At 63.8% G+C, this 23,408-nt stretch carries 23 protein-coding genes; 21 read left to right on the top strand and 2 right to left on the bottom strand.

Translation table 11 applies throughout. The annotated features are described in order from the left end of the window. The first annotated feature begins 1 nt into the window (after nucleotide 1). The 10 genes from HDE76_RS02980 to recO all read left to right on the top strand — a co-directional run bounded on the left by HDE76_RS02980 (nucleotide 2) and on the right by recO (nucleotide 11,973). Nucleotides 2-2,554 (top strand): bifunctional diguanylate cyclase/phosphodiesterase, encoded by a 2,553-nt coding sequence (locus HDE76_RS02980; RefSeq protein ID WP_179477112.1) that lies wholly within the window; start codon nucleotides 2-4, stop codon nucleotides 2,552-2,554. Between the two features lie 210 nt (nucleotides 2,555-2,764). Continuing rightward, on the top strand, nucleotides 2,765-3,358 hold the full coding sequence (rpoE, locus tag HDE76_RS02975; protein WP_179477111.1) for an RNA polymerase sigma factor RpoE: 594 nt from the start codon (nucleotides 2,765-2,767) through the stop codon (nucleotides 3,356-3,358). Further along, nucleotides 3,355-4,038, top strand: coding sequence for a sigma-E factor negative regulatory protein (locus tag HDE76_RS02970; RefSeq protein WP_255457554.1), 684 nt, complete (start codon nucleotides 3,355-3,357; stop codon nucleotides 4,036-4,038). Before rpoE ends, HDE76_RS02970 begins: the two co-directional genes overlap by 4 nt. 201 nt (nucleotides 4,039-4,239) lie before the next feature. Then, on the top strand, nucleotides 4,240-5,718 hold the full coding sequence (locus HDE76_RS02965; RefSeq protein ID WP_179476835.1) for a DegQ family serine endoprotease: 1,479 nt from the start codon (nucleotides 4,240-4,242) through the stop codon (nucleotides 5,716-5,718). A 215-nt stretch (nucleotides 5,719-5,933) separates the two neighbouring features. Beyond that, on the top strand, nucleotides 5,934-7,724 hold the full coding sequence (lepA, locus tag HDE76_RS02960; protein WP_179476834.1) for a translation elongation factor 4: 1,791 nt from the start codon (nucleotides 5,934-5,936) through the stop codon (nucleotides 7,722-7,724). Nucleotides 7,725-7,804: 80 nt separating this feature from the next. Further along, nucleotides 7,805-8,737 (top strand): signal peptidase I, encoded by a 933-nt coding sequence (lepB, locus tag HDE76_RS02955; protein ID WP_179476833.1) that lies wholly within the window; start codon nucleotides 7,805-7,807, stop codon nucleotides 8,735-8,737. Between the two features lie 106 nt (nucleotides 8,738-8,843). Then, nucleotides 8,844-9,392: a DUF4845 domain-containing protein gene (locus HDE76_RS02950; protein ID WP_255481390.1), complete on the top strand. Its 549-nt coding sequence runs from the start codon at nucleotides 8,844-8,846 to the stop codon at nucleotides 9,390-9,392. A 3-nt stretch (nucleotides 9,393-9,395) separates the two neighbouring features. Beyond that, nucleotides 9,396-10,058 carry a ribonuclease III gene (rnc, locus tag HDE76_RS02945; protein ID WP_179477108.1) on the top strand — a complete coding sequence of 221 codons (663 nt, stop codon included), beginning with the start codon at nucleotides 9,396-9,398 and terminating at the stop codon, nucleotides 10,056-10,058. 140 nt (nucleotides 10,059-10,198) lie between these two features. Beyond that, nucleotides 10,199-11,140, top strand: a complete 942-nt coding sequence (gene era, locus HDE76_RS02940; RefSeq protein WP_184505330.1) for a GTPase Era — start codon at nucleotides 10,199-10,201, stop codon at nucleotides 11,138-11,140. A 122-nt stretch (nucleotides 11,141-11,262) separates the two neighbouring features. Beyond that, nucleotides 11,263-11,973 carry a DNA repair protein RecO gene (recO, locus tag HDE76_RS02935; protein ID WP_184505328.1) on the top strand — a complete coding sequence of 237 codons (711 nt, stop codon included), beginning with the start codon at nucleotides 11,263-11,265 and terminating at the stop codon, nucleotides 11,971-11,973. Here the strand turns inward: recO and HDE76_RS02930 are convergent, their stop codons facing one another. Then, nucleotides 11,974-12,669 carry a response regulator gene (locus HDE76_RS02930; protein ID WP_255457552.1) on the bottom strand — a complete coding sequence of 232 codons (696 nt, stop codon included), beginning with the start codon at nucleotides 12,667-12,669 and terminating at the stop codon, nucleotides 11,974-11,976. 123 nt (nucleotides 12,670-12,792) lie between these two features. Here HDE76_RS02930 and HDE76_RS02925 point away from each other — a divergent pair, with 123 nt between their 5' ends. The 11 genes from HDE76_RS02925 (at nucleotide 12,793) to HDE76_RS02875 (ending at nucleotide 22,582) form a co-directional block, all read left to right on the top strand. Next, a complete protein-coding gene (locus HDE76_RS02925) occupies nucleotides 12,793-14,814 on the top strand; it encodes a hypothetical protein (RefSeq protein WP_184505705.1) in 2,022 nt (673 codons plus the stop codon). A gap of 44 nt (nucleotides 14,815-14,858) precedes the next feature. Continuing rightward, nucleotides 14,859-15,461 (top strand): YdbL family protein, encoded by a 603-nt coding sequence (locus tag HDE76_RS02920; RefSeq protein WP_179476828.1) that lies wholly within the window; start codon nucleotides 14,859-14,861, stop codon nucleotides 15,459-15,461. A gap of 107 nt (nucleotides 15,462-15,568) precedes the next feature. Then, on the top strand, nucleotides 15,569-16,906 hold the full coding sequence (rlmD, locus tag HDE76_RS02915) for a 23S rRNA (uracil(1939)-C(5))-methyltransferase RlmD (RefSeq protein WP_179476827.1): 1,338 nt from the start codon (nucleotides 15,569-15,571) through the stop codon (nucleotides 16,904-16,906). Between the two features lie 59 nt (nucleotides 16,907-16,965). Continuing rightward, nucleotides 16,966-17,487, top strand: coding sequence for a CYTH domain-containing protein (locus HDE76_RS02910; protein ID WP_179476826.1), 522 nt, complete (start codon nucleotides 16,966-16,968; stop codon nucleotides 17,485-17,487). Further along, nucleotides 17,481-18,515, top strand: coding sequence for a beta-N-acetylhexosaminidase (gene nagZ / locus HDE76_RS02905; RefSeq protein ID WP_179476825.1), 1,035 nt, complete (start codon nucleotides 17,481-17,483; stop codon nucleotides 18,513-18,515). The genes HDE76_RS02910 and nagZ overlap by 7 nt, the downstream gene beginning before the upstream one ends. Further along, on the top strand, nucleotides 18,512-19,066 hold the full coding sequence (locus tag HDE76_RS02900; RefSeq protein ID WP_184505326.1) for a hypoxanthine-guanine phosphoribosyltransferase: 555 nt from the start codon (nucleotides 18,512-18,514) through the stop codon (nucleotides 19,064-19,066). The genes nagZ and HDE76_RS02900 overlap by 4 nt, the downstream gene beginning before the upstream one ends. Nucleotides 19,067-19,069: 3 nt before the next feature. Further along, on the top strand, nucleotides 19,070-19,816 hold the full coding sequence (locus HDE76_RS02895) for an S-methyl-5'-thioinosine phosphorylase (RefSeq protein ID WP_179476823.1): 747 nt from the start codon (nucleotides 19,070-19,072) through the stop codon (nucleotides 19,814-19,816). Nucleotides 19,817-19,975: 159 nt separating this feature from the next. Then, nucleotides 19,976-20,182 (top strand): cold-shock protein, encoded by a 207-nt coding sequence (locus HDE76_RS02890; protein ID WP_179476822.1) that lies wholly within the window; start codon nucleotides 19,976-19,978, stop codon nucleotides 20,180-20,182. Nucleotides 20,183-20,261: 79 nt separating this feature from the next. Continuing rightward, nucleotides 20,262-21,311: a N(4)-(beta-N-acetylglucosaminyl)-L-asparaginase gene (locus HDE76_RS02885; RefSeq protein ID WP_179476821.1), complete on the top strand. Its 1,050-nt coding sequence runs from the start codon at nucleotides 20,262-20,264 to the stop codon at nucleotides 21,309-21,311. After that, nucleotides 21,308-22,063 carry a copper homeostasis protein CutC gene (locus HDE76_RS02880; protein ID WP_179476820.1) on the top strand — a complete coding sequence of 252 codons (756 nt, stop codon included), beginning with the start codon at nucleotides 21,308-21,310 and terminating at the stop codon, nucleotides 22,061-22,063. Before HDE76_RS02885 ends, HDE76_RS02880 begins: the two co-directional genes overlap by 4 nt. A gap of 3 nt (nucleotides 22,064-22,066) precedes the next feature. After that, the gene (locus HDE76_RS02875; protein ID WP_179476819.1) at nucleotides 22,067-22,582 is read left to right on the top strand and encodes a GNAT family N-acetyltransferase; all 516 of its coding nucleotides are present in this window, start codon (nucleotides 22,067-22,069) and stop codon (nucleotides 22,580-22,582) included. A 261-nt stretch (nucleotides 22,583-22,843) separates the two neighbouring features. Here the strand turns inward: HDE76_RS02875 and HDE76_RS02870 are convergent, their stop codons facing one another. After that, a complete protein-coding gene (locus tag HDE76_RS02870; protein ID WP_221262259.1) occupies nucleotides 22,844-23,407 on the bottom strand; it encodes a TetR/AcrR family transcriptional regulator in 564 nt (187 codons plus the stop codon). Nucleotide 23,408: the final 1 nt, after the last annotated feature.

Genomic DNA, 23,408 nt, shown 5'->3' with positions numbered 1-23,408 from the left:
TTTGCATTCCGGCATTCTGGTGGTCGCGGCCGAGCGCAATCTGCGCCGCCAGTTGTTCGATGCGTTGGATCAGGCGGGCTATCCCTGCATCCACAGCGCCCGCGATGTGACGCACGCAGCGATCCTGCTGGAAGGTCGGCCGGCGCTGCAGCTGATTATCGCGGTACTAGATGGTGACGAGCAGCAGGCGCAGCTGACCTGCGAGCAGATGCAAACTTTGCCCGGTGGTTTGGATACGCCGTTGCTCGCCGTGCTGGGCGAGAGCGCATCCTTCGATCCCAGCGAGCTGCCGTCCTGCGTTTGCGACTGGCTTCACGTGACGCAAATCGCCAGTGAGCTGGCGACGCGCTGGCGGCGTCTGCAAACCCGGCTGCCTGCGGGCGCAAACAACCGATCGCCTAGCACCGACGGGCAGGGCGATTATCGTTACCTGTTCGACGAGAGCGATAGCGAGTGGCTGATCGTCGACCCGACGTCGCAATGCGTGCTTGAAGTCAGTTCCACCGTGGTGCGGCACAGCCGCCTGCACGCCAGCCAGTGGGAGGGCATGCCGCTGGCCGAGATGCTGCGTTTTGAAGGCGTCGGCATCGAGCAGGTATTGCTCGATGCCGACCGGCGCTGGTATCCGTGCCAGCGAAAGTCCGCGCAGGGCGACGATACCGGCCAGGCCAACGTACGTCGCATTCCTCACGCGGGGAGCGCGGCGCTGGCACTGATGTTTCGCAGCGACCGCGCCGACCTGCGCGCGGAAGCCGCGCTGGCGCTGCTGTCACGCATGTTTATTTCGACCAGCGGCGTGGACACGCAGATCGCGGCGGCCCGCCTGCTGTTCGATGAGCTGGGGCTGGATTACCTGACCGTGTGGTCGGTGCGCACCGGCGCCATCGACGCCCCGAATCAGCTGCTGCAGCTGTGGAGCGGCGATGACCTCGAATGGCCTGCGGCGCAGTGGCAGACGTCGCTGCAGTCGGTGCTGGCCGGCAAAGCGTTTCTCTACCGTAGCGATGCGCTTGCCCTGGCATCGCCGGACCCGCTGTTGCTGCAGCTAGGGTTGACCGGGTTTGCCGGCCTGCCGTTGTACGACGAGCGCCACACCGTGCTCGGTGCGATGCTGGCCGGCAGCCGCAAAGCCTTTGGCGAAATGGCAATCATCGAACCGGTGTTGCGCTGTGCGGCGGCACGTTTCGCACAGGTCATCGAGTTGAACCGCACGCGCGCACAGGCGCGCGCCGAGGGTCTCGTCGACGCGCTCACCGGCTTGCCCAACCGCCTGCTGTTCAACGACCGGCTCGACACGATCCTCAGCGAGGCGACGCGCAGCGGCGAATGCTTCGCCGTGCTCTTTGTCGATCTCGATCAGTTCAAGGCGATCAACGACAGCCACGGCCATGCGGCGGGCGATCAGGTGCTGCGCGTGGTCGCCCAGCGGCTGATCGCCAGCGTGCGTGCGTCCGATACGGTAGCGCGCTATGCCGGTGACGAGTTCATCATCGTGCTGCGGCATATCGTCAAGAACGACGACGTGCAGCGTGTGGCCGAAAAGATCGTGCAGGCGATGAGCACGCCGCTGAATCTGGATACGGGCGTTACGCTGAATGTCACAGTGTCGATGGGGCTGAGCTTTTTCCCCGACGATGCCGGTGACACCGAAATCCTGCTCCGGCACGCGGACGAGGCGATGTATGCGGCCAAGAAGCAGGGTCGAAATACCTTCAAGATCTACGAGATGAGCCCGGAATACGCGAAGCAGCATGGCACCGTGCTGCGTTCGCGTCTGCGTCACGCCGAGGGCAACGGCGAGCTGCGCGTGGTCTACCAGCCGCAGGTGGATACAGGCAGCGAAGACATCGTCGGCATGGAGGCGCTGGTGCGCTGGGAGCATCCGGAGCTCGGCATGATCAGTCCCGCGGTTTTCATTCCGCTGGCCGAGGAAACCGGCTTGATCGTCTCGATCGGCGAATGGGTCATGCGCACCGCCTGCCGGCAGGCGCAGGAATGGGAGCGACAGTACGGGCTGCGCCTGCGCCTGGGCGTGAATCTGTCCGCCGTGCAGCTGATGGAGCCGCATCTTCTGGATACCGTGGCGAGGGTGCTGACCGACACCGGGCTCGATCCAGATCTCCTGGAGCTGGAGATTACCGAAAGCATCAGCATCAAGGCGGCGCCAAACCTGATCGAGAATCTCAACGCGCTGCACCGGCTCGGCTGTCACATCGCGATCGACGATTTCGGTACCGGAGCGGCTTCGCTGGATTACCTGCGGCGGCTGCCGACCGATCGCATCAAGATCGACCAGAGTTTCGTCCGCAATATCGGCGTCGATCCGGACGACGAGGCGATCGTGCGCGCGACCATCGACATGGCGCATCGGCTCAATCGCGCCGTAGTGGCCGAGGGCGTCGAGACCGAGCAGCATTTCGAATTTCTGCGTGAGCATCGGTGCGATGAGCTGCAGGGCTATCTTTTCTGCCGGCCCCAGCCGCCGCTCCATTTCGGCAGCCTGCTGGCCGAACGTCAGCGACTGCTGGATGAGCGCACGACGGTGGCGGCTTGAGCCCGGCTCGGCTGTCCCCATAACCCTGCCAAGCGGATATGCGTGCAGGCCGGGTCTGGTCTGACAATCTTCCAACGGGCGTTGCGCTATGTTTGACGGAATAATCACGCACACGCTGAACTTGACCGGCAGGTTGCTGTCTGACCCGCGTGTCCAGTTTTAACCCAGTTCCCGCAGCGGATGACGGCATTGACGATGGATACAGCCCGAATGGGCGAAAACGAACTGGATCGCGCGCTGGTCGAGCGTGTTCAGAACGGGGACAAGCGAGCTTTCGACCTCTTGGTGCGCAAGTACCAGCATAAGGTCATCGCCCTGGTATCCCGCTACGTGCGCAGCCACGCCGAGTGCGAGGATATTGCGCAGGAGTCGTTTATTCGCGCGTGGCGGGCCCTCGGTTCGTTCCGCGGCGACAGCGCGTTTTATACGTGGCTGTACAAGATTGCGGTAAATACGGCCAAAAACCATCTGGTGGCGATGGGCCGCCGTCCGCCGACCGACGATGTGGACGCCGAGGATGCGGTTTTCATGGCAGGCGCCGAGCGCATGCATGACAGCGCCACGCCCGAACGCGAAATGATGCGCCAGGAAATTGAACAATCCGTATTTTCCACTGTCCAAGCCTTGCCCGAAGAACTGCGTACCGCCATCACGCTTCGCGAAGTGGACGGTCTGAGTTATGACGAAATCGCAGAGGCGATGGGTTGCCCGATCGGTACGGTGCGTTCGCGCATCTTCCGGGCACGTGAAGCGATCGATGAAAAGCTGCGGCCGCTATTGTCGGACCGCGAGGACAAGACATGAACAAGCCAGACATGACCCCGAACGCCAACGAAGACCTTTCCGCCGGCCTCGACGGCGAGCTGTCGAAAGAGGCCATGCGCTTTTTATTGCGCCGGCTCGATCACGACGTCTCGCTGCAGCAGACGTGGACGCGTTACAACCTGGCTCGCGATGGGCTGCGTCGGCAGTTGCCGGCGCTGGCGTCGTCGAGTTTCGCCTCTCGGGTGATGCTGGCGATCGATCAGGAGGCTGCGCCTGTCGGCACAAAGCGCAATCACTGGCTGCGCTGGTCCGCCGGCGGCGCCATCGCTGCCAGCGTGGCCGCGGCCGCGCTGATGATCGGCCAGCCTGTGGCGGATGTGGATCGCACCGCGGCGGCACCCAGCGGTCAGCGGGCGGCCGGCAGCAGTGCCGTTGCCGACATCACGCCAGCGCGCAAATCGTCGATTCCGGCCACGGTGCCGTCCTGGCTGAGCGGCAATTCGGCGGGCACGTTGAGCCAGCAGGCGTCCGCCACCAGCGAGATTTTTCCGGGCGGCAATCAGCCGGTGTACGGCAGCAAGCGTCTCTCGGCGTATCCGCTGATGCACCGCTACCGCACTTTGAACAATAACGACGGTAGCTACTTATTGCTGCTCGATCCACAGCAGCAGCCGGTTTCGCAGAATCCGCCGCGACAGGCTGCGGCCGCGGTGCACTGAATTTGCCGTTACGCCAGTGACGGGTGCCGCCGCCCATCGTGTTTGTCTCCGAACCGTCGGCCCACCCGGGCCGACGGTTTTTTTATGGGCGGATGCCGCTGCCTGGTTACCGGGCATCCCGCCTGCGGCGGCGAGGTTCGCAAGTCGAGCGATCGGGCGGCGCCCATGTTTTTCATCAAGCCAACCCTACTAGGAGGAGTCATGAAATTTCCCGTCTTGCGCACTCTGGCGTGCGGCGTGTCGCTGAGTCTTGCTGTCGCCACCGGCAGCGCATGGGCGCAGACCACCACGATGGCTACTGGCGGCCTGCCGGATTTCACCGGCATCGTCGAGAGAAACGCGCCTGCCGTGGTGCACGTTGAAGCCAAATACAACGGCAAGAGCCGAAAGCCGTCGCGCGCGTCGACCGATCCCGATCAGGACGGCAGCCCGGACGATCCGCAGGCGGAAATGTTTCGACGCTTTTTCGGCATGCCGATGATGCCCTCGCCGGAAGACCAGAAGCACACCTCGCTGGGTTCGGGTTTCATCATTTCGCGCGATGGCTACGTGTTGACCAACAACCACGTTGTCGACGGCGCCGACGAGGTGACCGTGCGCTTGCAGGATCGGCGCACGTTCACTGCCAAGGTCGTCGGTACCGATCCGAAATACGACATCGCCGTGCTGAAGATCAACGACGGCGACAACTTACCGGCAGTCAGCGTCGGCGATTCGCGCACGCTCAAGGCCGGCCAGTGGGTGCTGGCCATCGGCTCGCCGTTCGGTTTCGATTACACCGTGACGCAGGGCATCGTCAGTGCCGTCGGACGCAATCTGGGCAGTGCCGACCAACCGTACACCTCGTTTATCCAGACCGACGTGCCGATCAACCGCGGCAACTCCGGCGGTCCGCTGTTCAACCTGCAGGGCCAGGTGGTCGGCGTCAATTCGCAGATCTATTCCAGCACCGGAGGCTACCAGGGCGTGGCGTTCTCGATCCCGATCGACGTGGCGATGAGCGCGGTCGAGCAGATCAAGGCACATGGCTTCGTCACTCGCGGTCAGCTCGGCGTGCACGTGGGGCCACTCAGCGACGATGTGGTCAAGGCGCTGAAGCTGCCCAATGCGAATGGCGCCATCGTTTCCGACGTCGACGCCGGCAGTGCTGCCGGCAAGGCCGGGATACAGCAGGGCGACATCATCGTCGGATACAACGGCCAGCCCATCAGCCAAGCGCCCGATCTGCCGCCGCTGGTCGGCTTGACCAAGCCGGGCACCAAGGCAACGCTGGACATCATTCGTGACGGCAAGAAAATAACCATCCCGGTCGTCGTGGGCGCCGCTCCGCGTGATGACAAGACGTTGTCGAGCGCGTCCGACGGCGGCTCTGCGTCCGCGCCATCGGGTTCGACCGCGCTGGGCCTTTCGGTGCAGAACATCGATGCGGCAACCCGTCAGCAGCTGGGCCTGAAATCCGGCGAAGGTGTCCAGATCGGCGGCATCACCGGGCGCGCGGCGGCCAGCGCCGGCCTGCAGCAAGGCGACATCATTTTGATGGTGAACCAGCAGCGGGTCGGCAACGTCACCGCCTTCCAGGCCGCCACCAAGGGCCTGAAAGCAGGCGATACCGTGCTGCTGCTGGTGCGTCGCGGCGACCAGAGCCAATTCATCGGCTTGACGGTGCCGGACGGCAAATAAGCGCGGTGCTTGTGCTGCCGCCACGTTTCGGCCTGATGCCGGGTGTGGCGACAGCTCGTATCGCTCAAGCGGCACCTCTCGATCTCCGCCGTGGCCATGCGGCCGGGGCGGTGCGTTCCATGCAATAATGCCGGGTTAGCATCACCCGTCGGTGGTGCGCTGCCTGCGCGCCGCGTGTGGCGGCAGACCCACGTTCGACAGGCCGCCAGCGCTCCATGGAATTGATCCGCAACTTCTCCATCATTGCCCATATCGACCACGGCAAGTCGACGCTCGCCGATCGCATCATCCAGCTGTGCGGCGGTCTGGCCGATCGCGAGATGGAAGCGCAGGTGTTGGACAACAACCCGATCGAGCGCGAGCGCGGCATCACCATCAAGGCGCAGTCGGTGTCGCTGCCGTACACCGCGCGTGACGGCAAGACCTATCAGCTGAATTTCATCGACACGCCCGGGCATGTGGATTTCTCCTACGAGGTCAGCCGCTCGTTGGCCGCATGCGAAGGCGCGCTGCTGGTGGTCGATGCGGCGCAGGGTGTCGAGGCACAGTCGGTCGCCAACTGCTACACCGCGGTGGAGCAGGGGCTCGAAGTGATTCCCGTGCTCAACAAGATCGATCTGCCGACGGCCGATATCGAAAAGGTAAAGCTCGAGATCGAGGCCGTGATCGGCATCGATGCCACCGACGCGGTGGCGATCAGCGCCAAGACCGGCCTCAACGTGATCGAGGTGCTGGAGGCGATCATCGCCCGCATTCCGCCGCCTAAGCCGCGCGATACCGATCGGCTGCAGGCGCTGATCATCGACTCGTGGTTCGACAATTACCTGGGCGTCGTGTCGCTCGTGCGCGTGATGCAGGGCGAGATCCGTCCCGGCGACAAGCTGCTGGTGATGTCGACCGGCCGCACCCACGAAGTCGGCGACGTCGGCGTGTTCACGCCCAAGCGCAAGAAGCTCGACCATCTGGGCGCGGGCGAAGTCGGCTGGATCAACGCCTCGATCAAGGACGTGCACGGCGCGCCGGTCGGCGACACGCTGACCCATGCAGGCAAGCCGGCGGAGAAGGCGCTGCCGGGTTTTCAGCACATGCAGCCGCGCGTGTTCGCCGGCCTGTTTCCGGTGTCCTCCGACGATTACCCGGCGATGCGCGAGGCGCTGGACAAGCTGCGCCTGAACGACGCCGCGCTGTTTTTCGAGCCGGAGTCGTCCGAGGCGATGGGCTTCGGTTTTCGCTGCGGGTTTCTCGGCATGCTGCACATGGAAATCGTGCAGGAGCGGCTGGAGCGCGAATACGATCTCGATCTGATCACCACCGCGCCCACCGTGATCTACGAGATCCTGAAAACCGACGGCAGCATCATGATGCTGGACAACCCTTCCAAGCTGCCGTCGTCGCCGCAAGTGCAGGAAATCCGCGAGCCGATCATCGTGGCCAGCATCCTCACCCCTGAGGCCTACATCGGCAACATCGTCACGCTGTGCCAGGACAAGCGCGGCGTGCAGCGCTCGATCCAGTACTTGGCCACGCAGGTGCAGATCGTTTACGAAATGCCGCTGGCCGAAGTCGTGATGGATTTCTTCGACCGGTTGAAATCCGTGTCGCGCGGCTATGCCTCGATGGACTATCACTTCGAGCGCTTCGAGGCCGGCCCATTCGTGCGCACCGATGTGCTGATCAACGGTGACCGCGTCGACGCGCTGAGCCTGATCCTGCACCGCAGCCATGCCGACCGCAAAGGCCGCGAGCTGGTGGAACGCATGAAAGACCTTATCCCGCGCCAGCAATTCGACGTGGCGATCCAGGCTGCCGTGGGCGCGCAGATCATCGCTCGCTCCACCGTGAAAGCGCTGCGCAAGAACGTTCTGGCCAAGTGCTACGGCGGCGACGTGAGCCGCAAAAAGAAACTTCTGGAAAAGCAGAAGGAAGGCAAGAAGCGCATGAAGCAGGTCGGGCGGGTGGAAATTCCGCAGGAAGCGTTTCTTGCGGTGTTGCGGGTAGATAAATAAGCGCTGGGTCATCGATTTAGGCGATGATCTGACCGATATCGAATTGAAACCGGTCTGGATCGATAACGACGGAGCACTCCATGGATTTTGATTTTTCGGCGATTCTGCTTGGCCTCACTGTGCTGTTCGGCGTGGTGTGGGGCCTGGATCGCCTGTTTCTGTACAAAAAGCGCAAGGCACGTCTCGATGCCGCCGGCACCGAGTACACCGATCCGGTGGCGGTAGACTGGGCGCGCTCGCTGTTTCCGGTGGTGTTGGTGGTGCTGCTGCTGCGTTCGTTCGTGGCCGAGCCTTTTCGCATTCCCTCCGGCTCGATGATGCCGACACTCGATGTCGGCGACTTTATTCTGGTCAACAAGTTTGCCTACGGCCTGCGCATGCCGGCCTTCAACACCAAGTTCCTCAGCATTGGCGAACCCAAGCGCGGCGACGTGGTGGTATTCCGCTTTCCTGGATATCTCTGCAAAGATGAAAGCGGTCAGATGATTCGCGTCGGCGGCGGCGAAGACGGCGAGCCCGCCCTCGGCCCGGATGACACCTGCCCGACGCCGCATCTGCCGGTGCAGAGCCAGAACTGGATTAAGCGGATCATCGGCCTGCCGGGCGACACCGTTGAGGTGCACGATAGCCAGATCATCATCAACGGCAAGCCGGTGGTCGACGAGGAAATCGGTCCGTTCAAGGGCAACCCGCAGCGCGAAGAAGACGCCCAACTGCTGAATTTCGAGGCCACCGTGTGGAACGAACACCTCGGCACGCGCGATCATCTGATCGCGCGCATGCCGCTTCGCGGCCCTACGCGTTCGATCCCGAATTCCAAAGTGCCCTCGCTGGTGCCGCAAGGCTGCTATCTAGTGATGGGCGACGATCGCGAAAACAGCCTGGACAGCCGCTGGTGGGGCTGCATGCCGGAGCAGAACCTGGCCGGCAAGGCGTTTCTGATCTGGATGAGTTGGAAGGGCCTGCACACCGGTGGCGTGGATTTCTCGCGCATCGGCACGCTGATTCACTAGGCGAGATTGCGTCATCCGATTCTGCCGGACTGCTACTCCGGCAATCGAATTGAACACAAGCGCGCCGGCCGTGCGAGAATCCGCTGGCGCGAGCGGTGCGTCGGCAATGCCGGTGGCAGCCAGAGGTATCGAAGGGACGAGTGAATCCGCGCGGGTCATTTTTCAGGCAGGTTATCTTTTAGGCATGGCCGCGATGTTTTATCGCGCCGTATTCTTCGATATGCAATACGCAGACCATAAGCACGCCACCTGGCGGCATAGTGAGGGGACTATGAAATCGAAACAGTCGGGCGTCACTCTGATCGGGTTTTTGTTTCTCATCATCATCGTCGGCTTTTTTGCCTATATGGCGATGAAGTTGTTCCCGTCCTATTCTGAATCGATGGGTGTCAGCAAGGCGATGAACCAGATCGCCACCGCAGGCACCAACGGCAAGACGCTCGACGATATCCGTCGCGACCTGTTCTTCAAGCTGGGCTTCCAGTACGTCGACGACGCCACCATCAAGCCGAGCGATATCACGATCAAGCGCGATGCGGGCGGTGGCAACACGCTCAATGTCGATTACGACAAGCAAATCCCGTTCATGTACAACATCGATTTTCTGCTGCACTTCCACAAGAGTGTGCCGCTGCAGGGCAATGTAGGCCAGTAAATGGTGCAACTGTCCTATCGTTTTCGCGACCCGGCGCTGGCGCAGCTGGCGCTCACCCACCGCAGCGTCGGCAAGCCGAACAACGAGCGACTGGAGTTTCTTGGCGATGCGTTGCTGGGTGCCGTCATCGCCGAACTGCTGTTCGAGGTTCATCCCAAGGCCAGTGAAGGCGAGCTTTCACGGCTGCGCGCGCAGCTGGTCAACGGCCAGGCTCTCGCCGCGGTGGCGCGCGAACTGGCGCTGGGTGACGAGCTCAAGCTCGGGCCCGGGGAGCTAAAGAGCGGCGGTTTTCGTCGCGATTCGATTCTGGCCGATGCCTTTGAGGCACTGATCGCCGCGGTGTATCTCGATGGCGGCTTCGACGCCTGTCGCGAAGTGCTGCGCGGCCTGTTTGGCGAGCGGGTCATCGCGTTGCGTCGATCCTCCAAGGATGCCAAGACCCGATTGCAGGAGTATCTGCAGGCCGGCGGCTGGCCGCTGCCGCAATACGATCTGCTCGCCAGCCACGGCGAGGATCACGCCAAGACGTTCGATGTCCGTTGCGCCATCGATCAGCCGCTGCCGCTGAGCGCACAGACGCGCGGCGACAGCCGCCGCGCCGCCGAGCAGGACGCGGCCGACATCGTGCTGAGCGAGCTGCTGGAAAAGCAGCGCAAAAAATCCTGATTTCTCTCGCCATGGCCGCCCTTTGGCGTTCGGCGGGCCTCTCCCAACCCGCCGGGGACTTCGTGCGCACCGGTCACCTTTCCATGCTGTTTGCGGCGAAGCACTACACTTGCCGTCCGACTTGTCGAGCAATTCACCTCATGAACCACGAACTGGACCACCCCAAAGACACCGGCCCCGAGCTGCCGCACGAGGATTTTCGCTGCGGTACGGTGGCGCTGGCCGGCCGTCCGAACGTGGGCAAATCCACGCTGCTGAACGCGCTGATCGGCTTTCGCCTGTCGATCGTCAGCCCGCGGCCGCAGACCACGCGCCACCGCATTCTCGGTATCGCCACCAGCGAAGCGGGGCAGATTCTGTACGTCGATACGCCCGGTCTGCATCGCGGTGCCAAGCGCGCCATGAACCGCAGCCTGAATCGCGCCGCGCGTTCGGCGATCAGCGACGTCGATCTGGTGGTGCAGGTGATCGAGGCCGGTCGTTTCACCGATGAGGACGAGGCGCTATATGCGGCGTTGGTCGAGCAGTCGTCGCCACGCATTCTGGTGATCAACAAGGTCGACCTCAACAAGGACAAGACGGTGATGCTGCCGTTCGTCACCGAGTTGGTGACCAAGCATAGTTACGATGAAATCCACTACGTCAGCGCGCTGAAAAAGCAGGGTTTGAGCGAGCTCGAACAGGCGATCCTGAAGCGCCTGCCGGTGCAGCCGCCGCAGTATGCCGATGACGAGGTCACCGACCGCAGCGAGCGCTTTCTGGCCGCCGAAATGGTGCGCGAACAGCTGATGCTGCGGCTCGATCAGGAGCTGCCGTATGCCACCACGGTAGAAATCGAGCAGTTCAGCGACCGGCCCGACGGCATCGCCGAAATCCACGCCATCATCTGGGTCGAGCGCGACGGCCAGAAAGCCATCGTCATCGGCAACGGTGGCGCCCAGCTCAAGGCGATCGGCAGCGGCGCCCGCCGCAATATGGAGCGCATGTTCGAGCGCAAGGTCTTCCTCAAGCTGTGGGTCAAGGTGCGCGAAGGCTGGGTGGACGACGAGAACATGCTGAAGAAGTTCGGGTATACGGATTAGGAGCGAGGGACGAGAGGCGAGTAGCGAGGGCGCCCTCAGGAAGGCTCTTCGAAACATAACGCCGAAGAAGGCGATTCGGATTTACGCCCTCGCGACTCGTCCCTCTCCCCTAGACAGCCGCCATGCGCATCGAACAGCAACCCGCCTACGTGCTGCACGCGCGGCCTTACCGCGAGACGTCGTTGTTGCTGGAGTGTCTGACGCGCGAGCACGGCCGCATCGGTGTGATCGCGCGCGGCGTGCGCGGCGAAAAGGCCCGCCTGAAGCGGGCGCAGCTGGAGCCGTTCCAGCCGATCGCGATGGATCTGCTGCTGCGCGGCGAGCTGGCCACGTTGACCGCGGTCGAACCGGTCGGCGTGCCGCTGCGGATGGTCGGCGACGCGGCGCTGGCCAGCCTCTATCTCAACGAGCTGGTGGTGCGGCTGACCGAGCGGCAGGATCCGTTTCCCAGCCTGTTCGATGCCTATGCGACCACGCTGGTACGGCTGGCCGGCGGCGAGCCGCTGGCGTGGACGCTGCGTCGGTTCGAGCGCGATCTGCTGGAAGCGATCGGCTATGGCCTGCAGCTGGAGCTCGACGCTGAAAACGGCGAGCCGCTGGAAGCCGACGAGCACTACCGCTATCGGGCCGATCAGGGTGCCGTGCGCAGCGTAGCCAGCCATGCGCGGGCCATCCGAGGCAGCGATCTGCTCGCGCTTCAGCAGGATCGGATGCCGGACAATGCCGGCTTGCGTACGCTGCGCGACCTGATGCGCGAGATCATCCGCTTTCATCTCGGCGGCGGCGAGCTGCGCGCCTGGCGCGTGCTGGCCATGGCCAGCACGCGCCGCTGATCAGCGATCCAGCGCCTGGATCGTCGCCAGCAGCGCGCGGCGGAAACGCACCAGCGAGACCGGCGCGGCATCGGCTCGGGCCAGCTGTCTTTGCAGCAAGGCCGTCTGCGTCGAGAGCGTGGCGGCGCCGCAAAATCCGCATGACGACCGCAGCCGATGCAGGCGCTCGCCGAAGTCGACGCGATCCAGGCTGACCTGGTCCAGCTCGCGCTCGAGCACCGCCAGCTCTTCGCGCAGCAGCAGGCGCAGCGCGCGCATCGTGGTGGTATCGCCGGTGGTCATCAGCGCGGCGCCGTCGTCGAGTATGGCGATGCCGCTGCGATCCGACAGCGTCAGCAGGCGCTGCAGATCGCTCAGCCCGCAGGGCTTGAGCAAAATCTCGCTGAAGCCGGCGCCGAGCAGCGCCTTGCGATCGGCCGGCGCCAGTTCGGCGGTCGTCGCCACGGCCGTGCTGTCGGCGGACAGTGCTTCGGCGTCTTCGCGCAGCAGAGTCAGTATTTCCAGCGCACCGGCGCCAGGCATCCGGCAGTCCAGTAGCAGCAGATCGAACGTTTCCAGCCGCGCTCGCTCCAGCGCCGACAGGCCATTGCCGCAGGCCTCGGCGCGCGCGCCCATCGAGCGCAATCCATCGCACAGGAAGCGGCAGCTGCCGGGATCGTCGTCGGCGACGAGTACGCGTAAATGAGTGGCTTGCAAGGGTTTGACGGAACCAGCGGCTGGGCTGTCGATGGACGCGGCCGCCTTCGAAGATGAGTCGGAAAACCATCGATGCATAACGAAATCCATATCGTTCATCTGAGTTTGGCAGAATGGCGCGACATGCGTTCGACATCAAGCCATCTTTTGCTGTGCTGCCTGCTCCTGCTGGGCAGCCTGTGGGTAGCGCCCGCGCGGGCGGATATCGTGCTGAGCGCCAGGGCCGTCAGCGTGCCGGGCGTTCGACTGCAGTCGGTGAACGTGCGCATCGGTGAGGACGGCAAGGGCGGCCTGCGCCTGCAGCTGCATGCCGCACAGGCGGATATTGCGGCCATGGGCTGGCATCGGCTCGGCCTGACGCTGGATGGCAGCCTGCAGCGCGACTCGCAGCTGCGCTGGATTGTCGACAGCGGCGTGCAGCTGGCGAATGCGCCAGGCGGTGCGTTGAGCAACGCGCATGCGGTCATGCAGCTCAGCGAAGCGGCCAATACCCTGCAGATCGACATCGCCCAGGGCAAGGCGCAGGTCAGCACCGCCATGCCGCTGGATCAGCTGAGCCACCTGCAGATCGACCTGAAAAACCTGCCCGCCGGCTGGTTGCAGGGCCTGCTCGGCACGGTGTGGTCGGGCCACGCGACCGGCGGCAAACTCGACGCCAAGCTGGCGCTGGACGTGCGCGATGTCGGATTGCAGTCGTCCGGTCAGTTCACTCTCAGCGACGCGGGCTTCGATACGCCGTCCGGCACGCTGGCGGCGCAGCGGCTCAGCGGTGGGGGCCAGTTCGATCTGGACACTACCGACGGGCCGGCACAGATCGATCTGGAAACCAGCCTGCGTGGCGGCGAGATCCTGCTCGGGCCGATCTACGCCAAGCTGCCGAACCATGCCGTGCCGCTGAGCTTGCAGGCTACCGCGCAGAACGGTGCCTTCGCCTTGAATCGCCTGCAGATCAACGACGCCGACGCGCTGCAGCTCGAGGGCGCGCTGGCATTCGATGCCAAAGGCATGCTGAAAACCCTGAGCTTGGATCGCTTCCACGCCAGTTTTCCGGCCGCGTATCAGCGCTACGGCGAGGCGTGGCTGGCCACGATGGGTCTGCGCAACCTCACCAGTGCGGGGCAGCTCAGCGGCACCGTGGATATGCGCGCCGATGGGCTGCATGCGTTCGCCTTCAACACAGATAATCTCGATCTGGCCGAGGCAGACGGTAGTGTGGCGATCAGGAATCTGCGCGGCGGCATGGACTGGGCGGTGCAGGGCGATCGGCCGGCCACCACGCTGGGCTGGAGCGGCCTGCAATTTTATCGCCTGACCAACGGTGCCGCCCAGGCGCACTGGCAAAGTCGCGATGGCCTGCTGAGCCTGCAAAAACCACTCGACGTGCCGTTGCTGAACGGTCATCTACGCGTAGGGCAGCTGGACTGGCGCCCGGCTGCGGCGAAGGGGCAGCGGCTCACCACCTCCCTGGTTCTGCTCGGCATCGACATGAGCGCGTTCAGCCGTGCCATGGGCTGGCCCGCGTTTCCCGGCACCCTGGCCGGCGCGATTCCCTCGCTGCGCTGGATCGACGATCGCATCGAGTTGCAGGGCGGACTGTCGGCCAGCCTGTTTGGCGGCTTTGTCGACATCACTCGGCTGTCCGTGCAGCAGCCGTTCGGCCCGAGTCCCGCGCTGAGCGGTGACATGAGCCTGCGCCAGCTCGATCTGGGCGCGATGACCAGCGTATTCGACTTCGGCAGCATCACCGGCCGCATGGACGGCTCGATCGACAAGCTGCAACTGGTCGACTGGAAGCCTGTGGCGTTCGACGCACGCCTGCTGGCCGGCAGCGGCGGGCGGATCAGCCAGCGCGCGGTCAACAATCTCACCACGGTCGGCGGTGGCGGCATCGCGGCCGGCCTGCAGGGCGTGGTGCTCAAGCTGTTCAAGACCTTCGGCTACAAGCGCATCGGCCTCAACTGCACGCTGCAGGCATCGGTCTGCCGGATGAGCGGGCTGGACTCCGGCGGCGACAGCTACACTATTCTCGAAGGCAGCGGCCTGCCGCGTTTGCAGGTCGTCGGCCATCAGGCACAGGTCGACTGGCCGACCCTGGTGGAGCGTCTGCAGGGGGCCATCAACGGCGCCGCGCCGCAGGTGCGTTGAGGCGTTTCTTTCACCCCTTGTCGTTATTCAACGTTGGAAGGCTCATGCGCAAACTCGTCGTCGGACTCCTCGCCACTCTGGCCATCGCCCTGGTCGGCTGCGTCACCATCAACGTGTATTTCCCCGAGGCCGCCGCACAAAAGGCCGCCGATCAGTTCATCGGCAACGTGATCGACAGCGCCAGCCCGGCCAAGCCCGCGCCCAAGGATCCGCCGCCGGCAGCGGATAGCGGCCAGCACCCGTCGGCGATGCTGCTGGACGTGCTGATTCCCACCGCCGCCGCGGCCGATGTGCCGAACATCCGTGTGCAGACCGCCGCTACCGAAGCCATCAGCGCCCGCATGAGTGGACGCTTTCAAGGGCCGCTAGGAGCGCTGCTGGACAGCGGCGCGGTGGGCTTCACCCGCGATGGCATGGTCGCCATGCGTGACGCGTCCAAGGTGCCGCTGAGTGAGCGTGCCCAGGCGTCCGCCACGGTGGCCGACGAAAACCGCGATCGCGCCGCGCTGTATCGCGAAGTGGCCAGTGCCAACGGCCATCCCGAGTGGCAGGCGCAGATCCAGGCGACGTTTGCCAAGGGCTGGATCGATCGAGCCAAGGCCGGCTGGTATGTGCAGAACGCTTCAGGCGCCTGGCAGCAGAAATAGGCGCGTTGTCCTTGCCGCAAGGCGGCGTGGCAATCGATCTGTGATAATCGGCGGCTAATGTGTTTCGCATCCGTCGATGCGCCGATTTTCTGGCTTGCTGATTACCTATGTCCCGATCCAATTCCGTATCCACCACACCGTTCGAAGCGGTGATCACCGACCTCAGCCACGACGGTCGCGGCGTCACCCGCGTCGACGGCAAGGCGGTGTTCGTCAGCGGCGCGCTGCTGGACGAACACGTGCTGCTGCGCTTGCGCAAACGCCATCGGCATTTCGACGAGGCCGAGGTGGTCGAGCTGATCACCCGCTCGCCGCACCGGGTCGAGCCGCGCTGCCGGCATTTCGGCGAATGCAGCGGCTGTTCGTTGCAGCATTTGGACGCGGACTCGCAGATCGCCACCAAGCAGCGCGTGCTGACCGAAAACTTCGAGCGCATCGGCAAGGTGACGCCGCAGCAGTGGCTGCCGCCGCTGACCGATCAGTCGTGGGGCTATCGGCGCAAGGGCAGGCTTTCCGTTCGCAACGTGGTGAAGAAGGGCCGCGTGCTGGTCGGCTTCCGCGAAGAGAGTAACCACGCCTTTGTTGCCGACGTCCAGCAGTGCGAGGTGATGCATCCGGCGCTCGGTCCGAAGATCGGCCTGCTGGCCGATCTGATCAACGGCATGGATGCGGCCAGCGATATTCCGCAGATCGAGTTCGCTGCGGGCGACGACACTATGGGACTGGTTTTCCGGCACATGCAGCCATTGAGTGAGTCCGATCTGGCCAAGCTCACCGCGTTCGGTCAGCAGCACGATCTGGCTATCTTTTTGCAGCCCGGCGGCAACAGCAGTGTGCATCCGCTGTGGCCGGAGAACCCGCGTCTGGCCTTCCGCATTCCCAGCGCAGACACGGCCATCGACGACGTCGAGCTGGAATTTCAGCCGCTGGATTTCGTCCAGGTCAATGCCGGCATGAATGTGCGGATGATGGCGCGCACGATGGAGCTGCTCGATCCGCAGCCGACCGATCGCGTGCTCGACCTGTTCTGCGGCTTGGGCAATTTCACGTTGCCGATCGCCCGGCGCGTCGCTGAAGTCGTCGGCGTGGAAGGCGAGCACGGTCTGGTCGAACGCGCGGCGCAGAACGCCGCGCGCAACGGCATCGCCAACGCGCGCTTTCAGGTGGCCAACCTGTTCGAGGATCAGCGCAGCGCCGACTGGGCGCGCCAACCATGGGACAAGATGCTGCTCGATCCACCGCGCGCTGGCGCCGACAAGGTGCTGGAATACCTGCCGCACAAGCAGACGCGCCGCATCGTCTACGTGTCGTGCCATCCGGCGTCGCTGGCGCGCGATGCCGGCATCCTGGTCGATCGGCACGGGTTTACCCTGAAGTCCGCCGGCGTGATGGATATGTTTCCGCACACTTCGCACGTCGAATCCATTGCTGTATTTATGCGTTAGTCCTTTAACGCGAAGATCAAAAAGCGGCCATCCATGGCCGCACTTTTCAACTAAAAGCCATGGCCATCGAAATCGAACGAAAATTTCTTCTGCGCGACGACAGCTGGCGCGCCGGCGTTTCGCACAGCAAGACCATCGCGCAAGGTTATCTGGTCGGTGCGCAGGCGCTGCGCAATGGCGACGCACGCGCGTCCGTGCGCGCGCGCATCGCCGGCGACCAGGCCTGGTTGAACATCAAGGCGGCGGTGGCGGGTATCGAGCGGGCCGAGTTCGAGTACGCCATTGCGCTGGCCGACGCGCAGGCGCTGCTGGCCACGTTGTGCGACGGCGTGCTGGAAAAGATTCGTCACCACGTACACGTCGGCGAGGCACTGTTCGAGATCGATGAATTTCTGGGCGAGAACCAAGGTCTGATCGTGGCGGAGATCGAACTGTCGGCAGTGGACGCCGCGTTTCCGAAACCCGCCTGGCTGGGCGCAGAAGTGAGCGCGCTGACGCGTTACTACAACGTCAACCTGATCGCCCATCCGTTCACGCAGTGGTCGCCGGCAGAGCGCGCCGCGGAGGACGCGGCATGCTGATGATCGGTATCGCCGGCCTCGAACTGGCCGATCACGAAAAGCCCTGGCTCGCGGCGCCGGGCGTCGTCGGCGTGCTGCTGTTTTCGCGCAACTACGCCAGCCGCGAACAGCTGGTGGCGCTGTGCGATGCCATCCGCGAGGTCGGCGGCGACGAGCTGCTGATCGCGGTCGATCAGGAAGGCGGCCCGGTACAGCGCTTCCGCGACGGCTTCACCCGGCTGCCGGCGCTGGCACGCATCGGCGAGGTATACGATCGCGATCCGCTGGAAGCGGTGCGGCTGGCCGAGGAGCACGCCTGGGTCATGGCCAGCGAGCTGCGCGCCAGCGGCGTGGATTTCAGCTTTGCGCCGGTGGTCGATCTGGCGCGTGGCAACGCGGCCATCGGCCTGCGCGCGTTCCATGCCGATCCGGCGATCACCGCCGAGCTGGCGCAGGCCTATGTGCGCGGCATGCATCTGGGCGGTATGGCAGCGGTACTCAAGCATTTCCCCGGCCACGGCTCGGTCGCTGCCGATACGCACAAGGCGCAGGCGATCGACCCGCGCGATCTGGACACCATCCGCCGTGACGATCTGCTGCCGTTTGCCGAATGCATCGAGGCCAAGGTCGAGGCGGTGATGATGGCGCACGTCACCTATCCGGCGATCGACGGCGAGCCTGCCGGCTATTCGCGCGTATGGATCGAGCAGATCCTGCGCGGCGAGCTGGGTTTTGCCGGCGCGGTGATCAGCGACGACATCAGCATGGCCGCCGCCGGTGCCGCCGGCAGCGTGGAAGAGCGCGTGTGCGCCCACCTCGACGCGGGCTGCGATCTGGTACTGGCCTGTTTCCCCGACGTGGTGGCGCAGGCGATCGCCGCCGTGCAGGATCGCGCCTCCGACCGCGCGAGCCTGAGCGCCCTATCGCCCGAACTTGCCGCGCTTCGCGGCGCCATCGGCGCCAGCTGGGCCGGTCTTCTCAACAATCCACAGCGCGATCGTTTCGTCGCGCGCATCACGGCGTTGAACGCCGATCGGGAAAACGCATGAACACGCTCACACCTTCGCTCGCCGATGCGCTCGCTACTGCCGACCTGCTGCATGAGCGCCAAGAGATCGACAGCGTCATCGCCGAGATGGCGCACAAGATCGATGCGGCGCTCGACGGCGAGCGTCCGGTGTTTCTCACCGTGATGAACGGCGCGCTGATCTTCGCCGGTCAGCTGGCTCTGGCCATCCGCACCGATCTCGAATTCGACTACGTCCACGCCACGCGCTATCGCGGCGAAACCACCGGTAGCGAACTGCACTGGCTGCGCGAGCCTCAGGTGTCGCTGGTCGATCGGGTGGTGCTGCTGGTCGACGACATCCTCGACGAAGGCCACACGCTGAAAGCCGTGCGCGACGACTGCTACCAACGCGGCGCAAAAAGGGTGCTGATCGTCAGCCTGTGCACCAAGCGCCACGATCGCCTGGTCGAAGGCATCAGCGCCGACTTTCACGGCATCGAACTCCCCGACCGCTACGTGTTCGGCTTCGGCATGGACTTTCACGAGCAGGGCCGCAATCTGCCGGCCATTTATGCGTTGAAGGAGGGCTGAGCTATGAGCAACATCGACCTCGCCGTGATCGGTGGCAGCGGCCTGTACAAGTTTCCCGGGCTGGAAAATACCGTGCGGCATGCAGTGGATACGCCGTACGGCCCGGCCGCCGGTGACGTGGTGATCGGCGATTTTGCCGGCAAGCGGGTGGCCTTTCTGGCCCGTCACGGCGAAAGCCACAGCCTGCCGCCGCATCGAGTGAATTACCGTGCCAACCTGTGGGCGTTGCACAGTCTGGGCGCGCGCAAAGTCATCGGCGTCAACGCCGTCGGCGGCATTCGTGCCGATATGGGGCCACGTGTGATCGTGGTGCCCGATCAGGTCATCGATTACACCCACGGCCGCTATACCAGCTTCTGCGACGCCGACGGTGCCGAGGTAAAGCACATCGATTTCAGCGAGCCGTATACCGAGTCGCTGCGGCAGACGGTGCTGGCCGCCGCGGCCAAGGCCGGCATCGCGGTGATCGCCGGTGGTTGCTATGGCGCCACCCAGGGACCGCGACTGGAAACCCGCGCCGAGATCGCGCGCATGAAGCGCGACGGCTGCGATCTGGTCGGCATGACCGGCATGCCCGAGGCCTCGCTGGCGCGCGAGCTGGAGCTGCAATACGCCTGCCTCGCGCTGGTCGCCAACTTTGCCGCCGGCTGCGGCGACGAGTCGGAAATCAGCATCGAGGAAATCTTTGCGCACCTGGCGGCGGCCACGGCCGAGGTGCCGCGCATTCTCGCGGCACTGCTCGAGAGCTGAGGATGCCGTCGCGGTCTACGGTAATTTCCTAGGTCGCGGATATTGCGCTGAGACCGGACATGTTGATATTTTTCGGCAGGTCGGGGGCGGCGAACCAGGGGAACGAGGGTGGTTCTGCGCGCGCCTGGCGCACCCAATCCATGTTCAGAGGTTCACGCAATGCGTTTCGGTACGGTCAAGTGGTTCAACGATGCCAAGGGTTTCGGTTTCATCGCGCCCGAGGACGGTGGGGATGACGTTTTCGTCCATTTTTCGGCCATCAACACCAAGGGCTTTCGCAGCCTGCAGGAAGGCCAGCGCGTGCAGTTCGAAGTGACCCAGGGGCCGAAGGGGGCCCAGGCCTCGGCGGTCGAGGCAGCGGCCTGATCGACAGGCCTGCGTTGTGAGGCACAAAGGAACCCCGCACACTGTGCGGGGTTTTTTATTTTCCGCAATGGAGCACCGCATGACCGATCGCAGAAATTTCCTGAAGGCCTCGCTGCTGGGCGCGTCCGCCTCGGCGCTGGCATGGGCCGGCAAGCTGGCGGCGAAGCAGGCATCGACGAGCCAGGCTTTCTCCGGCGCGCGTGTCGTCTCGACCTGGGATTTCGGCGTGGCCGCCAACAAGGCGGCGTGGACGGTGCTGAGCCAGGGCGGCCACGCGCTCGATGCGGTGGAAACCGGCGTGCAGGTGCCCGAGTCCGATCTGAAAAACCATAGCGTCGGCAAGGCCGGTTATCCGGATCGCGATGGTCACGTCACGCTCGACGCCAGCATCATGGACGCCGACGGCAACTGCGGCGCGGTCGCCGCGCTCGAACATATCGAGCATCCCATTTGCGTGGCGCGCCTGGTGATGGACCGTACGCCGCACGTGCTTCTGGTCGGCGAGGGCGCGCTGCAGTTTGCGCTGGCGCAGGGCTTCAAAAAGCAGGAACTGCTGACGCCCGAATCGGACAAGGCCTGGCACGAGTGGCTGAAGACCGCGCGCTACCAGCCGTCGATCAACAGCGAAGTGCACGACTACGGCCATGGCGGCAGCCCCGGTATGCCCGGCGGCGCCGGCAATCATGACACCATCGGCATGCTCGCCATCGATGCGCAGGGCCGCCTCGCCGGCGCCTGCACCACCAGCGGCATGGCCTGGAAAATGCGCGGCCGGGTCGGCGACAGCCCGATCATCGGCGCCGGCCTGTACGTGGATGGCGAAGTCGGCGCGGCCACCTCCACCGGCGTCGGCGAAGAGGTGATCCGCAACGCGGGCAGCTTCCTCGTGGTCGAGTTGATGCGCCAGGGGCGCTCCCCGCAGGAGGCCTGCAAAGAGGCCGTGATGCGCATCATCCGCCGTCGGCCCACCCAGACGAAAGAGCTGCAGGTCGGCTTTCTCGCCATGAACAAACACGGCGACGTCGGCGCCTGGGCGATCCAGCACGGCTTCTCCTATGCCGTGTGCGATGCCAAAAAACAGGATGGCCTGATCCCCTCATCAAGCGTCTACAGCACGAGCTTTTCGTGATGTTGGAAATCGCCGCCAACTCCGTCGCCTCAGCGCTGGCCGCACAGGCAGGCGGTGCAGGGCGCGTCGAACTGTGCACCGCGCTGGAGCTGGGCGGCCTCACGCCCTCGTATGCGCAGATCGCGCTGGCGCGCGAAAAGCTCACCATTCCGCTGTACGTGCTCATTCGTCCCCGCGCCGGCGACTTTCTCTACAGCGACCTCGAATGCGAGACCATGCTGCGCGATATCGAAGCCTGCGCAAAGGCTGGTTGCGATGGTGTAGTCCTCGGCGCGCTCGATGCCGACGGCCACATCGACCTGCTGCGCTGCCGTTCGCTGATGGCCGCCACGGGCAATATGGGAGTGACCTTCCACCGCGCCTTTGATCTCACTCGCGATCCGCTTTCGGCACTCGAAGACGTGATCGCATTGGGTTGCGAGCGCGTGCTGACCTCAGGTGCGCAGTTGACGGCGATCGAGGGAGCCAAGTTGATTCGTCAGCTGGTCGAGCTGGCTGGGGGACGTATCGCCATGATGCCGGGGGCAGGGGTGAGTGTCGGAAACATCGGCGAGTTGATCGCGCTGACGGGAGCGAGCGAGTTTCATGCGTCGGCGAAGCGGCTGCTTGCGTCGCAGATGAAATGGCATCCATCGTTGCTGAAAGATATGCAGGGCGGCGAGTGGCAGAGCGATGTCGAACAAGTACGAAGCATCAGCACGGCATTGAACGAAGCGCGACATGCTAAAAATCAATTGGCCTTGGGCGGCTGACCCATGCCAGCTCATCGCGCCATCACCGTTCGAACATTCAAAGCAACAGAATTTCGGACTTATCGGAACCTGCGTTTGTCGGCGCTTGAAGAGTCGCCCAATGCTTTTTCAAGCACTCTCGCTTTAGAGCAATCGCACACCGATGATGAGTGGGATTCGCGGCTTCGTGTGGCGAGCAACTCGGGCTTCGACCTGCCATTGATCGGTTACGTCGGCGCGAAGACAGCCGGTTTGGCCTGGGGTAAAGTCGATCGCTCTGACAGCACCATCGTCAACGTTTACCAAATGTGGGTAGCGCCGGAGTGTCGAGGCCACGGTTTGGCGCGTCTTCTGTTGCGAACGATCGTTGATTGGGCGGTATCAATGCGGGCTCGCTCAGTGCAGCTTGAAGTGGTCTGTTGTGACTCATCGGCCATGCGCTTGTATGTCAGCGAGGGTTTCGTTCCGATGGAAAAAGTTGCGCCATTACGCTTTGCCCCCGTGCTGATGACCCAACGTATGCGGAGGCACATTCCTTAGGTCGGTGTCTGAATGCGGTCCGCTGAAATCGCCGCAGGAGCGCGGCAATACACGCCTTATCGATCCGAACAAAGGCGTCATCAGTATGGCTCAGGCGCGCGTGTGTTTTTAATGCAGAAGATTCGTATGGCGAGAAACGAATTGAAAGCCGGGATAAACAAGAATTTTTCAAGCGCTCCATTTATCCCACGCCAGCTACGCATACAAACATGGCAGCCGGACAGCCAAAACGCGCTTATGTGCCTGTGGCCGATTTCGCTGTTACGCTGGCAAAAGACCAGCTGCGCGATAACTATCAATCAGTGAGTCGTACAGCGCGATATCCGAACGGCTTCTTGCCATCAATTGGGCGCCAGCGACGGCCGCAAAAATGGCGCGCGCGCGTGGTTCGCTCTTTTCAGGACTGACCACGCTTGCAGCGATAAGAACCTTGGCCAGCCACGCGACATTCACGTCGGCAAAGGTCTGCACTTCTTTCTTTACCGCTTCGGGCAGGTCGTCGTACTCGGCAGCCATGAAGCTGCACATGCACATGCGGTTGTCGCTCTCCAGCGGCTTGCGGAACGTGTCTGGATAATCGCGCAGGCTTTGGATCGGATCCGAGGAATCGGCCAGCAAAGCATCCAGACGATTCGCTGAGTCCTCCCAATAACGTTTCGCTACGGCAGCGCCGAGATCGGCCTTGCTGGGGAAGTGGTGATACATGCTGGCGGCCCGGATGCCGACATCTTCGGCGAGCTCGCGAAAATTCAATCCGCCGTAGCCGCGCGCCTGCGCGGCGCTTCGTGCTGCTGCCAGGATGTTTTCCCTGGAATTTGAGCTCACA

Source organism: Rhodanobacter sp. ANJX3 (genome assembly GCF_014200755.1).
Taxonomy (GTDB): Bacteria; Pseudomonadota; Gammaproteobacteria; order Xanthomonadales; family Rhodanobacteraceae; genus Rhodanobacter.
This window is presented reverse-complemented; position numbering and strand designations above follow the sequence as displayed.

Bases quoted from the DNA above. Each gene is read 5' to 3' on its own strand.
- rpoE (WP_179477111.1), top strand. From the start codon at position 2,765: ATGGGCGAAAACGAACTGGATCGCGCGCTGGTCGAGCGTGTTCAGAAC.
- lepB (WP_179476833.1), top strand. From the start codon at position 7,805: ATGGATTTTGATTTTTCGGCGATTCTGCTTGGCCTCACTGTGCTGTTC.
- HDE76_RS02875 (WP_179476819.1), top strand. From the start codon at position 22,067: ATGCCAGCTCATCGCGCCATCACCGTTCGAACATTCAAAGCAACAGAA.
- HDE76_RS02890 (WP_179476822.1), top strand. From the start codon at position 19,976: ATGCGTTTCGGTACGGTCAAGTGGTTCAACGATGCCAAGGGTTTCGGT.
- HDE76_RS02885 (WP_179476821.1), top strand. From the start codon at position 20,262: ATGACCGATCGCAGAAATTTCCTGAAGGCCTCGCTGCTGGGCGCGTCC.
- recO (WP_184505328.1), top strand. From the start codon at position 11,263: ATGCGCATCGAACAGCAACCCGCCTACGTGCTGCACGCGCGGCCTTAC.
- HDE76_RS02920 (WP_179476828.1), top strand. From the start codon at position 14,859: ATGCGCAAACTCGTCGTCGGACTCCTCGCCACTCTGGCCATCGCCCTG.
- HDE76_RS02925 (WP_184505705.1), top strand. From the start codon at position 12,793: ATGCGTTCGACATCAAGCCATCTTTTGCTGTGCTGCCTGCTCCTGCTG.
- lepA (WP_179476834.1), top strand. From the start codon at position 5,934: ATGGAATTGATCCGCAACTTCTCCATCATTGCCCATATCGACCACGGC.
- HDE76_RS02970 (WP_255457554.1), top strand. From the start codon at position 3,355: ATGAACAAGCCAGACATGACCCCGAACGCCAACGAAGACCTTTCCGCC.
- nagZ (WP_179476825.1), top strand. From the start codon at position 17,481: ATGCTGATGATCGGTATCGCCGGCCTCGAACTGGCCGATCACGAAAAG.
- era (WP_184505330.1), top strand. From the start codon at position 10,199: ATGAACCACGAACTGGACCACCCCAAAGACACCGGCCCCGAGCTGCCG.
- HDE76_RS02950 (WP_255481390.1), top strand. From the start codon at position 8,844: ATGCCGGTGGCAGCCAGAGGTATCGAAGGGACGAGTGAATCCGCGCGG.
- HDE76_RS02900 (WP_184505326.1), top strand. From the start codon at position 18,512: ATGAACACGCTCACACCTTCGCTCGCCGATGCGCTCGCTACTGCCGAC.
- rlmD (WP_179476827.1), top strand. From the start codon at position 15,569: ATGTCCCGATCCAATTCCGTATCCACCACACCGTTCGAAGCGGTGATC.
- HDE76_RS02910 (WP_179476826.1), top strand. From the start codon at position 16,966: ATGGCCATCGAAATCGAACGAAAATTTCTTCTGCGCGACGACAGCTGG.
- HDE76_RS02895 (WP_179476823.1), top strand. From the start codon at position 19,070: ATGAGCAACATCGACCTCGCCGTGATCGGTGGCAGCGGCCTGTACAAG.
- HDE76_RS02965 (WP_179476835.1), top strand. From the start codon at position 4,240: ATGAAATTTCCCGTCTTGCGCACTCTGGCGTGCGGCGTGTCGCTGAGT.